The organism is Candidatus Arsenophonus nilaparvatae (assembly GCF_045346035.1).
Lineage (GTDB): Bacteria > Pseudomonadota > Gammaproteobacteria > Enterobacterales > Enterobacteriaceae > Arsenophonus > Arsenophonus nilaparvatae.
Genome location: NZ_CP158507.1, coordinates 2,495,132 through 2,507,081, shown reverse-complemented (window position 1 = coordinate 2,507,081; position 11,950 = coordinate 2,495,132). Strand labels below are relative to the sequence as shown.

8 protein-coding genes and 2 pseudogenes are annotated in these 11,950 nt (G+C 39.5%); 7 read left to right on the top strand and 3 right to left on the bottom strand.

Going from position 1 to position 11,950, the window contains the following annotated elements; genetic code table 11:
- Positions 1-27: 27 nt before the first annotated feature.
- The 6 genes and pseudogenes from WH390_RS11745 to pqiC all read left to right on the top strand — a co-directional run bounded on the left by WH390_RS11745 (position 28) and on the right by pqiC (position 7,092).
- A pseudogene (locus WH390_RS11745) lies at positions 28-1,048 on the top strand (tetratricopeptide repeat protein).
- On the top strand, positions 1,045-1,602 hold the full coding sequence (locus WH390_RS11740; RefSeq protein ID WP_032116350.1) for a recombinase family protein: 558 nt from the start codon (positions 1,045-1,047) through the stop codon (positions 1,600-1,602). Before WH390_RS11745 ends, WH390_RS11740 begins: the two are co-directional and overlap by 4 nt.
- Before the next feature lie 213 nt (positions 1,603-1,815).
- Positions 1,816-3,585 (top strand): annotated as a pseudogene (locus WH390_RS11735) (ABC transporter ATP-binding protein); the annotation flags it as partial.
- 33 nt (positions 3,586-3,618) lie between these two features.
- Positions 3,619-4,911, top strand: coding sequence for a membrane integrity-associated transporter subunit PqiA (pqiA, locus tag WH390_RS11730; RefSeq protein ID WP_406850587.1), 1,293 nt, complete (start codon positions 3,619-3,621; stop codon positions 4,909-4,911).
- Complete coding sequence (gene pqiB, locus WH390_RS11725) at positions 4,904-6,541, top strand: intermembrane transport protein PqiB (RefSeq protein WP_032116351.1); 1,638 nt, start codon at positions 4,904-4,906, stop codon at positions 6,539-6,541. Before pqiA ends, pqiB begins: the two co-directional genes overlap by 8 nt.
- Positions 6,538-7,092, top strand: coding sequence for a membrane integrity-associated transporter subunit PqiC (gene pqiC / locus WH390_RS11720; RefSeq protein WP_187290966.1), 555 nt, complete (start codon positions 6,538-6,540; stop codon positions 7,090-7,092). Before pqiB ends, pqiC begins: the two co-directional genes overlap by 4 nt.
- Before the next feature lie 71 nt (positions 7,093-7,163).
- Here pqiC and fabA read toward each other — a convergent pair whose 3' ends face one another.
- Together fabA and WH390_RS11710 are read right to left on the bottom strand one after the other, a co-directional pair.
- The gene (fabA, locus tag WH390_RS11715) at positions 7,164-7,682 is read right to left on the bottom strand and encodes a bifunctional 3-hydroxydecanoyl-ACP dehydratase/trans-2-decenoyl-ACP isomerase (RefSeq protein WP_032116353.1); all 519 of its coding nucleotides are present in this window, start codon (positions 7,680-7,682) and stop codon (positions 7,164-7,166) included.
- 89 nt (positions 7,683-7,771) lie between these two features.
- Positions 7,772-9,511, bottom strand: a complete 1,740-nt coding sequence (locus WH390_RS11710) for a Lon protease family protein (protein WP_032116369.1) — start codon at positions 9,509-9,511, stop codon at positions 7,772-7,774.
- 629 nt (positions 9,512-10,140) lie between these two features.
- On the opposite strand from WH390_RS11710, the gene matP reads away from it, so the two are divergent.
- Positions 10,141-10,590: a macrodomain Ter protein MatP gene (gene matP, locus WH390_RS11705; protein WP_032116354.1), complete on the top strand. Its 450-nt coding sequence runs from the start codon at positions 10,141-10,143 to the stop codon at positions 10,588-10,590.
- Between the two features lie 119 nt (positions 10,591-10,709).
- On the opposite strand, the gene ompA is transcribed toward matP, so the two are convergent.
- Positions 10,710-11,765 carry a porin OmpA gene (gene ompA / locus WH390_RS11700; RefSeq protein ID WP_032116355.1) on the bottom strand — a complete coding sequence of 352 codons (1,056 nt, stop codon included), beginning with the start codon at positions 11,763-11,765 and terminating at the stop codon, positions 10,710-10,712.
- Between the last annotated feature and the right edge of the window lie 185 nt (positions 11,766-11,950).

Here is an 11,950-nt window from a genome sequence, read left to right as displayed (position 1 = left end):
AAAAATCAGCAGGCAGGTGAGAAAAAAATGGAAAACAAATTGCGGTTTGAAGTACAGGGAGATTTAGGCTGTTTCGTTTACCCTGATGAAAGGTTTGCTCCTTTGCTGGATGAGTTCGAGCATCTGCTTGGTACGCATCAGTCTGGCGAGTTGAATGATAAGCGTTATATTGCCGAACTGAATCGTTTTATCAGGCTGGAGCCAGATCTTATTGATCTTCATGCGCACCTGTCATTTATCTTCCTGGAGCAGGATAAGCCCAAAAAGCACTGGATGCCGCTCTGGTCGGACTGGCAGCAGGTAACCGCCTTATCCCTGAGAGTTTTTCAGGTGCTATTGAATGGGGATATGTAGATAATCGCCCATACCTTCGCGCTCTGCAGGGGGCGATGCTGGCGTATGTACGCTTACGACGTCATAAAGATGCTGCCACGCTTATTGATAAAATGCTGGCTTATAACCCTAATGACAATCAGGGAGTCGCTATCTGCTGGGCTCGGAAGTACTGCGCGCCGGCGACAAAGAACGGGCGGCCAATATTTTTGATGAGCACGCAGATAATTATCCTCCTTACTGCTATGAGCAGGCCCTTCTTTATATCCTCAATAAAGACTGGGTCAAAGCAGCAACAGCACTTCGACACGGATTCAGCGCGAACAGTTACATCGCTGAAATACTTTCCGGTAACTTCCACCCGCAGCCATTAGCAATATGGCATGGGAGTAATTTAGCGAAACCAGAGATGGCGGCTGACTATATCGAAATGTATGGTGAGCTGTGGTTCCGTCATCCTGAAGCGCTGGCATTTGTCCGCTGGTTATTTAACCATTCCAGTATTATGACCGAACGGGCCTCCCTGATGAAATGTTCTGAAGACCTTTTCAGTGAAGGAGATTTTGATGCCCGTGGGCGTATTATTGACCGTCAGCGGCAGTTGCTGAGTGGAATTGATCATCGGCTTTCAGCGGAGGTCGTTAAGAAGATGAAAAACAGACGAGGGCAGGAAATCTGGCCATGGATGTACACTTTGGGATGTTCTGCCGTATGATGATTGGCTATGCGCGAGTTTCCAGACAAGATCAGAATCTTGATTTACAAATTGAAGCCCTGACCAGAGCAGGGTGCGAAAAAATTTATGAAGATAAAATCAATGGTGTACGAACTGAACGCCCAGGGTTAACCAGAACACTGGAAATGCTTCGAGAGGGCGATACGCTGGTTGTATGGAAACTCGATCGTCTGGGTCGTAGCGTAAAACAGCTTGTTGATATCGCTGGAGAGCTGCACAAACAGGGCATTCAGTTCAAAAGTCTCACGGATGCTATTGATACCGGAACACCGTCGGGGCGTTTTTTCTTCCATGTTATGGCTAGCCTTGCAGAAATGGAGCGAGAGTTGATAATCGAACGTACGCGGGCAGGTCTTGATTCAGCAAAGGAATTCGGGCGTAAAGGTGGGAGAAAACCAAAAATGACCAGCAGTAAAATTGAATCGGCTAAAAAATTATTAGCCAGCGGTATTCCTCCCAGAGACGTAGCTAAAGATCTCGGTGTTTCTGTTCCAACGTTGTACCGTTGGTTGCCGGCATCAAGACATTCTTAGACCATATTCAGGAAATTACGGTTTAAATGCGCCACAAAGAGTAAAACTGGAAGTCTCAGTTCAAATGCACGCACTAGTCGATGAGGCACTGTTGCAGTACGTTTCGCATACCTCTGGCGTAGCAGCGCTAACATCGGCCTGGGAAAATACAGATCGCTACGTCCACTTCAAACAGCTTAACGTACAATTTTTTCCGTTTTCTGAGGGGACCCCGTATTGACCAAAGAACAACCGCTTGATGATGGTCAGGTCGTTTATCAGCAGGATCTGCAGGTTGCTCGTTTACAGCAAGATCCACCGCGGGATATCGGTGGTACTGTTTTTGATTTTGTCGCTGAAGGTGCTAAAGAGCAGGCAAATTATATTAAATCTTTTCATAAAATAGCAAAAATGGTCGAACAAGATCCCAGTGAAAAGAATCTTAATAAGTTAGCTGAATTGCAGGAGGTATTAGATCGCGATAATTTGTGGTTACTCGATACACAAATTAATGATGTGATTAAGCAATTGCAGCTGCCAGCTGACAGCCCGTTATCTGCATTGTCTGGCGGTTGGTTACGCAAGGCTGCATTGGCGCGTGCTTTAGTCTGTGGGCCACGGGTTCTTTTTCTTGATGAACCGACCAACCATTTAGATATTGATACCATCTTATGGTTAGAAAATTTTCTAAAAGATTTTCAGGGTAGTATCGTGTTTGTCTCCCATGATCGCTCTTTTATTCGCCATATGGCAACTCGCATCATTGATCTTGATCGGGGTAAATTAGCTTCCTGGCCGGGTGATTATGACGATTATCTGATCAATAAAGAAGAAGCATTACGGGTAGAAGAGCAGCAGAATGCTGAGTTTGATCGTAAATTGGCACAGGAAGAAGTTTGGATCCGCCAGGGAATAAAAGCCAGGCGTACTCGTAATGAAGGCAGAGTGAGAGCATTAAAATCCTTACGGCTAGCACGTTCTGAGCGGCGCGAGGTAATGGGGACGGCGAAGATGCAGGTTTCCGATGCAAGTCGTTCAGGCAAGCTAGTGTTTGAGCTTGAAAATGTTAATTATCGCATTGGCAATAAAGTATTAATTGATAATTTTAGTGTCCAAGTGCAACGTGGCGATAAAATAGCCTTAATCGGGCCTAATGGTTGCGGTAAGACAACATTGCTCAAGTTGATGTTAGGACAACTTGAGGTGGATAGCGGTAATATTTACCGCGGTACCAAACTTGAGATTGCTTATTTTGATCAACATAGAATGACGCTAGATCCGGATAAAACGGTGATGGATAATTTAGCTGAAGGTAAACAGGAAGTAATGGTTAATGGACAGCCGCGTCATGTGCTTGGTTATTTACAAGATTTCTTGTTTCATCCTAAACGCGCCATGACACCGGTGCGAGCCCTTTCAGGTGGGGAGAAAAATCGATTATTATTGGCACGTTTGTTTTTAAAACCCAGTAATTTATTGATCCTTGATGAACCGACTAATGATTTAGATATTGAAACACTTGAACTATTGGAAGAGCTCGTTGATAGTTATAAAGGGACAGTATTATTGGTTAGCCATGATCGTCAATTTGTTGATAATACCGTAACTGAGTGCTGGATGTTTGAAGATCATGGTAAAGTTGAGCGGTATGTGGGGGGTTTTTATGACGCCTCTTCGCAGCGTAGACAAAAAATTTCTTTATCGCATGCTACTGTTAGTAAAGCCAATATTACGGTAGTGGAAACAGCTAAAGAGCAGCCAAAACGAAAAAGTAATAAAATTAGTTATCATTTATTAAGGGAACTAGAACAATTACCGCTGCAGTTAGAAGCGTTAGAAGCTGAAATTGCCATCTTGCAATCTCAAGTTAGTGCGCCGGAATTTTTTAATCAGCCCCATAGCGTTACTGAATCAGTATTAAAAGCATTAGCTGAGAAAGAAGCAGAAATGGAAATGACATTCGAGCGTTGGCAAGAATTAGAATCACTTAAAGATCGCCAATAATTTGGCATTATGACTGTATAGAGGAGAGAAAAGTTGTGCTCTCATAATCATTTTAAAGAAAGTTGTCATAATAAGATACTCTGCCCGCAATGTGATTTATTGGTAGCATTACCGGTTTTAGAACAAGGCACTAGAGCCAGCTGTCCACGCTGTCATACTGTTTTATCTGCTAAGTGGAAGTATCCAGCTAATCAACCAACTGCAATAGCGATTAGCGCATTAGTGATGCTGCTTATTGCCTGTTTATTTCCTTACGTAAAAATGAGTGTCATGGGCATTGAAAGTCAAATTTCACTGTTTAATATTGCTCATGCCATGTTTGATGTAAATTATGCTAGTCTTGGCTGGTTTTTTCTCCTTTTTGTCGTGGCAGTACCCGCTTTTTGTATGGTTGCCATTATTTTATTATGTCAACGAGTTAATCTCCCGCTTTGGTTAAAAATAAATCTTGCTAGGACGTTATTTCAAATGAAAGCCTGGTGCATGGTAGAAATTTTTCTAGCTGGTGTGCTGGTTAGTTTTGTAAAACTAATGGCCTATGGTGAAATTACTTTGGGTATCAGTTTTGTTCCTTATTGTTTTTTTTGTTTGTTGCAGGTCAGGGCATTTCAATGTTTAGATAGACATTGGTTATGGCAGCAAATAGGTGAAGTGCCAAAGCTTGAGATCCCACTGCAAGAAGGCAAAAGTGGTATTAGTCAAAACGTCAGATCCTGTCATATTTGTATGGCCATTTTGCCAGCTGAACGTAAATACTGTCCTCGTTGCCATACCAAAGGCTATGTTAGGCGGCCTAATAGTTTACAAAATACCATGGCATTATTGCTCTCCTCATTAGTCCTTTATATTCCAGCAAACGTTTTGCCTGTTATGATCACCAATACATTAGGTAGTAGACTAGACTCTACTATTATGTCCGGTGTTATTTTGTTATGGGGTGATGGTTCGTATCCTGTCGCCATTATTATTTTTATTGCTAGCATTATGGTACCTAGCTTAAAAATAGTCGCAGTAGGCTGGTTATGTTTTGATGCTAAAGGTTATGGCAATCGGGATCCGGCTAGGATGCATTTTGTTTATGAACTTGTTGAATGTGTTGGACGTTGGTCAATGATTGATGTTTTTGTGATTGCAGTATTATCGTCATTGGTGCAAATGGGACGATTAATGAGCGTTTCACCGGCACTTGGGGTGATTTTATTTGCTGCTGTTGTGATTTTAACCATGTTTGCGGCAATGACTTTTGATCCGCGTTTAACTTGGGATCGCTGTAATGTTGCATCGCAGAGTAGAATTCGGTTAGAAAAGGGGTTGCAAGGTGGCTAATAAAAATAACACTGACGCGCAAGCAAAGATCAGTAAACTAAAAAGCTGGTCACCGATTTGGATCATTCCAATTATCACCATCTTTATTGGTGCCTGGATCCTAATTTACCATTTTAGCCATTTAGGTCCTGAAGTGACATTGATTACCTATAATGCCGAAGGTGTTGAAGCGGGAAAAACCAAACTTAAAAGTCGTAGTGTTGACATAGGCTTGGTGGAAAAAGTTTCTCTTGATAACAACTTTAAGCGTGTAATTATTAAAGCACGTTTAAATGATGGCATGAGGGATTTGTTAAAGAAAGATACCGCATTCTGGATCGTTAAACCGGCTATTGGCAAAGAGGGAATAACCGGTTTAGGCACACTATTTTCTGGCGTATTTATTGAAGTACAACCTGGCAATAGTGAACAGCATGCTGAGAAATTTGATTTATTAGGTTCGCCGCCATTAGCTTCACCTGATGCTAAAGGTATTCGAGTGATTTTGACGAGTGATCAGGCTGGTAGATTAAATACTGGCGCCCCAGTGCTATTCCATGGTTATCGAGTTGGTTCGGTAGAAGCGAGTTCGTTTGATATTAAAAGCCGCAATATGCATTATCAACTCTTTATTAATGCCCCTTATAATGGGCTAGTAACGGAAAATGTTCGTTTTTGGCGGGATAGTGGTATTGCTTTTGATCTATCGGCACAAGGTATCCGCTTAGAGATGGGCTCTTTAACCACACTATTTAGTGGTGGGGTTAGTTTTGATGTTGTAGAGGGTTGGCAACCAGGTAAGAGGGTGGAAGATAAAAGCCTATTCAGACTCTATGAAGATCAAAGAAGTATTCAGAACTCTTTATATAGTGTACACAAAGATTTTATTTTGTTTTTCTCTGATTCAGTTCGCGGATTACAACCTGGCGCACCAGTTGAATTTAGAGGAATTCGCTTAGGAACCGTGATGGAGGTTCCGTTTGATTCTGAGAAATTACGGCAAAAATTGGATAATGAATTCCGTATTCCGGTTTTAATTCATATTGAGCCTGGTCGTGTTAGTACCGATATTGATCTAGAAAAAGAGTTTGCCGCAGCATTAAGACAAGGATTAAGAGCAGCTTTAAAATCGGCTAACCTAATTACCGGAGCATTGTATGTCGATTTGGATTTCTATCCAGAAAAAGGCCAGTGGAAAGGACCATTAAAAGTTGCTGATTACGATATTATTCCAACGGTTAGTGCTGGATTATCACAGATCCAACAAAAAGTGGTTGAGGCATTAGATAAAATCAATCGTCTGCCGATTGAGCCTATGATAAGTCAAGCCACAAATACGCTAGCAGAAAGTCAGAAAACCATTCGTGAAGCACAGCGTACTTTATCTGAGTTGAATAAACTGATGACTAGCAAAGACTTTCAAAAGATCCCTGCTGATCTGCAACAGACTTTGCTTGAATTGAATCGTGTTATGCAAGGTTTGCAACCAGGATCACCTGCCTATAATAGAATGATCGATAATATGCAGCGTCTTGATCAAGTGTTAAGGGATATTCAACCCGTTATCAAGACATTGAATAATAAGAGTAATGCACTTGTTTTTGAAGCAAAATCGATCAAGGATCCAGAACCGAAGAAGGTGACAAAATAATGAGATATTTGGCATGGATTTTGTGTTTTTTACTTATCGGTTGTAGTAGTGGTATTGAAAAATCTTATTATCAATTACCAACAACGCCGAGCTTAGTGACTAAAAAAAGTGATTTACTAACGCAAAAACAGCTTTGGGTACAGACAGTGCAATTGTCTGGAATATTGGCAGCTAATGGTATTACTTACCAAACTAGCGATGTTAATTATGTTAATGCAAACAATCATCTATGGGCAAGCCCGTTAGAACAGCAATTGATGCAAAATTTAGTCAATCAGTTATCAATAATGTTGCCTAATCGATTAGTATCGGCTCAACCGCTGGAAAACAGACCTGATAGTCTTAATGTATTTTTGACCGCTTTTCATGGGCGTTATGATGGTAAAGTGATTATCCAGGGAAACTGGATTTATAAAAGTGATAAAGTCATTATCAAGCGAGATTTTAGTCTGCTGCTTGATCAAGATGAAAATGGCTATTCGGCATTAGTTAGGACGTTAGCAAGAGGCTGGACTCAGGTTGGACAATCAATAGCGAGCCAATTATCTTGAATGTATAAAATATAACATATTTGCCCCTTCAGCTTGATAACAGAAGGGGTTTATGACAAAAAAATCTGGCTTTAAAAGCTGCTTGTATCTTGAAATAAACCGACTTTCAAATCTTTTGCTGTGTAAATACACTTATCATCAACCAAGACTTCACCATCAGCCACACCCATAATCAATTTTCGATTAATAACACGTTTTAAATGGATACGGTAGGTTACTTTTTTTGCGGTTGGCAAAACTTGTCCAGTAAATTTGACCTCACCTACGCCCAGTGCTCGGCCTTTACCTTTACCACCAAGCCATCCCAGGTAGAAACCAACGAGTTGCCACATTGCATCTAAACCTAGACAACCAGGCATAACGGGATCATTAGTGAAGTGGCAACTAAAAAACCATAAATCAGGTTTGATATCAAATTCTGCTTCGATAAACCCTTTATCATAATTGCCGCCAGTTTCGGTCATTTTTGTGATGCGATCCATCATCAACATATTACCGGAAGGTAATGGCGGCCCATTTTCACCAAAAAGTTCACCTCTGCCGGAAGCATCCAAATCTTCTTTTTTATAGGAGTTGCGTTTATCAACCATATTACTAAATAGCCTTATTATTAATAATAAGGCTAAAGAATAGCGTACACTTGTAAGCTGAGCAACTCTGATCAGCTATTTTTTTTAATTTAATTCAGCCACTTTAGCAGCCCCATGAATTTGGGTCTTTCTTGGTTATTAGCCTGAGTAATTCGTTCTTGTATTAAAGCTAACAGATGTAAGTTATTTGTATCATATTGTTGCTTATAATAAGCATGTTTGGTTAAAATTGAAATGGCTTCAGAAACGTGTTCAACCGGCCAAATGTGAAATACGCCAGATTTGACTGCTGCAATAAGATCGGTTTTTAAGCATAAATGACGAATATTAGCCGCAGGAATGATAACGCCTTGCTGACCGGTTAATTCACGTTGGAAACAGACGTTAAAAAAGCTTTCGATTTTTTGGTTAATACTACCAATCGGTTGTACATAACCGAATTGATCTACTGCACCGGTAACCGCAATTTGCTGATCGATAGGTTGAAGAGAAAGTGCACTAATTAATGCACAAAGTTCAGCTAATGATGCGCTATCACCATCAACTTCATTGTAAGACTGTTCAAATACGATTGAGGCAGAAAAGGGTTGTGGTTGTTCAAGCTTTAATTCGTAATTGAGATAGGCTTGCATAATCATCATGCCTTTAGCGTGAATATTACCGCCCAGCTCAGCTTTACGTTCTACATCAGTAAACTCACCATCACCGAAGTGAGCAACACAAGTAATACGTGATGGTTCACCGATAAGTTCTGGATGCCCTGGGTACTGCATAACCGATAAGCCATTGATTTGGCCAATCATTTCACCTTCAGTTTTAATAAAAACTTGTTTTTGCAAAATATCATCTAGATTGCGTTTGGCTAGGTAACCGTGTTGCCACTGGCGCTGTTGCATCGCTGTTTGGAATGATTTTGCAGTTAACTGATTATCTTGTTGAAATTGATTTGCCTCAGCTAAACAACGAATGAGCCACATTCTATCTAGCGGTAGGATAGATTTGTCTTCCGTATATCGAATTGCTTGAGTAATGAAGGTTGGCCACGCATCAGTCGTTAAAGCAGGAAATTGGCAATCGGTAATAATTTGTTTAATAAATTGCACCCATAGCGATAATTGACCACTATGTTCAAAATTCAATTCAAATTCATATTCGCCATAGGTAGCTTGAGAAAAAAGCTCAGGCTCTTTTGTTTCCAGTTCTTCAAGGCTAAAATGATCGCCGACCAAAATGAGCTTAATATCAAGTGGCATTGAATCAATTGGATAGGGTAAAAATTGATTATCATTGGCTGGAAGCCATTCAAACCGTTTTTGCATCACCATCTGTTTTAAGCGCTGCCACATCAATGGCTGCGCTAATAATGTACCAACGGAAAGTAATAATACTCCGCCATTGATTTTATGTAATAGTCCTGGCTCTAAGTGAACACTATTTTGATGTTGATGAACACTGCCAAATAATTGAGGCATTTCTATCCAGTTACAGAAATAGACCGAATGACAGGGCGTAAATGATCCTTTAGTGCCTGCTTGCCAATGAAATCTTCCATTTGATTGTTGATAATCTCCAGTGATAGCTACTGAGGATGGATTAATATTTTTAATGCATTTTGCTAACTCAGATAAGTAGCTTTGACATTCTAATGCTTTAATGACAGCAAAAGGAGAATAGGTTGGTGTTAATAAAAACCTTTCAAGACTATTATATAATCTAGGTTGAATGATGGCCAAAGTGGCATTATCTAGTTTATCAGCAGCAGCAAAAAGATTAAGATAAGGTTCATAATCAGGTGCTAAATTCTGCCATATTAATTCGTTACTAATCACGCTATTTTTCAACTTATAATTTAGATAAAAAGTTTATAAATTATCCTCAATATCCTGATTGTATGAAGTCAAGATAGAAGACATTTTAGAAATACGCTATTGTTTTTAGAGAAACAGGTACATTTTACTATGAAAACAAGATATCCGTTTCCAGCATTATAAAATTTTTAGGATGAAATCATTATATTAACGTTTGTTTAAATTTATGCCACTATTAATTTTGTATATTTTAAATATAATTTTATTCATAAACTGTAGTAATAAGTGCAATAAAAAATGTAAAAGTCTAGTCAATGTAAATAATTTGGGACTGAACATTAGTAACTAATAGTTAATATCCAAGTAGTAAGCTAATGACAAAAAACACTAATACAGTAGATAGAATGTATTATTTCAATTTAGAACATAGTGAAAGTTGCTAGCTATAAATGTGAATAATCATATTCTATCGCACCAATTATGATTTTTTGTCGATTGACTTGTATAAATAGGAAAAATTATATTTTTTGCTAACATTTCAATATAGTGTGATTTCTTACTAAGATTTTATTAAGTTGGCTAAAAAACCAAACGTTTTTATTTTTAAATGTTGTTATAATTACATAAGTTACGTTGTCACAGAGATGATTATGAAATATCAACAGCTTGAAAATCTTGAATGTGGTTGGAAATGGGATTACTTGGTTAAAAAGTATCGCGATGGTGAGAATATCACTAAGTATATAGAAAAAAGCGCCGTTCAGGATGCGATTGAGCAACTGTTGAAATTAGAAAATACCCCAACAAAAGTGATAAACTGGATAAAAAATCATATGTCGCCAGATTTATCCAATCGAATGAAGCAAACAATTAGAGCCCGCAGAAAGCGACATTTTAATGCCGAGCATCAGCACTCATGTAAAAAATCTATCGATTTAGATTTTCTTGTCTGGCAAAGACTATCTATTTTAGCAAGAAAACAAGGCTGCACGCTCTCTGAAGCTATTGTGCATCTTATTGAAGATGCAGAGAGAAAAGACCAGTATGCAAACCAAATGTCGACATTTAAGCAGGATTTGCAAAATATACTGGGTGACTAGCGTAAAAATAGGATCTTAAATCTGGATTTTTTGCCATCTTAGTAATAAATTTTAAGCAAAAAATAACCCTTTAAAAAAGGGTTATTTTATTTGTAAATAAATAATTTTTTAAACAGATACTACGGTTGCGGAGTTACTTCTGTAGTACCTTGGATCTCGATTTCAACTCGACGATCTGGTGCTAAGCAATTGATTAATGCAGCGCGAGGTTTTACGTTATTACAAGTACTACCTGTTACTGGATTTTCTTCTCCGCGACCTTGTGAACTAATTGCGTTCGCTGGAATACCTTTAGAAATCAGGTAGCTCATAACTTCATGTGCGCGCTTCTGAGATAAAGGTTTGTTGTAGGATGGTGAACCAATACGGTCAGTATAGCCAAGAACCATCACACGCCCTTGAGTTGGGTCAAGATTCGTTAGTTCGCTATACAACTTATCAAGTTCAGCTTTACCTGCTGGCTTCAAGGTATGTTTATTGAACTCAAATAAAACGTCAGAACGTAAAGTAAAACGTTTGTTTTCGATTGGTGCTGGAGCTGGTGCTGGTACAATCACAGGCGCTGCGTCTTGATTGAATCGATATGCAACACCAACGCTCAACATCCCATTATCTGGACGAACGGATAGTGAATCTTTATCACCAATATGACTCACCCATTGATAATCTAAACGAGTTGCCCATTCAGGGGTAATAGCATATTCAAGCCCTAGCGCGTAAACTGGAGAAACACCAGTGTCATGCTCTTTAAAGGAATCTTGACCGGATACGTTTGCTTTTGCATCAGTCCGCCATACCATACCACCGAGACGACCATAAACATCTAATTCGTCTGTCAGTGGATAACTTAGACGAGCGGTTAATTGAACACCCATCGATTTCAGGCTACCGTTATTTGGCTGACCAGAATATCTCATTCTGCCAAACCAGTCATAACCTAATTCGAAACCGAGATATTGATTATGTTGGTAACCAACATAGGCACCTGCGCCTAGTTGATCGCGCTTAGTTTTACCACTGCCAACATTTTCATCGTAAGGATGAAAGCCGGTATCTTCAAAGTGTGACCAACCTAATTTAGCACCGGTATACCAGGTATTATCTTTGGGGGCCGCCTGAGCTGCAGTTGCGAAAGCTGCCACTGCCACTGCTACTGCGATAGCTATCTTTTTCATTTTACGCCTCGTTATCATCCAATATAGGCATCAGCTTCTTGAGCTTTTTTATAAGCCGTATGGTTTAAAATGCTGGTTAAGTTATTACGCTCTACTATCTTCGTTTCTACTTTATCTGCCTAAGGAATTATTCAAATAAAAAGTAGAATCAAAGCACTACCTTAACGTTGTAAAGTCTACAACGA

What these genes read in the sequence shown, in the direction of transcription:
- WH390_RS11740 (WP_032116350.1), top strand. Translation starts at nt 1,045, where the DNA reads ATGATGATTGGCTATGCGCGAGTTTCCAGACAAGATCAGAATCTTGAT.
- fabA (WP_032116353.1), bottom strand. Translation starts at nt 7,682, where the DNA reads ATGGTTGATAAACGCAACTCCTATAAAAAAGAAGATTTGGATGCTTCC.
- matP (WP_032116354.1), top strand. Translation starts at nt 10,141, where the DNA reads ATGAAATATCAACAGCTTGAAAATCTTGAATGTGGTTGGAAATGGGAT.
- ompA (WP_032116355.1), bottom strand. Translation starts at nt 11,765, where the DNA reads ATGAAAAAGATAGCTATCGCAGTAGCAGTGGCAGTGGCAGCTTTCGCA.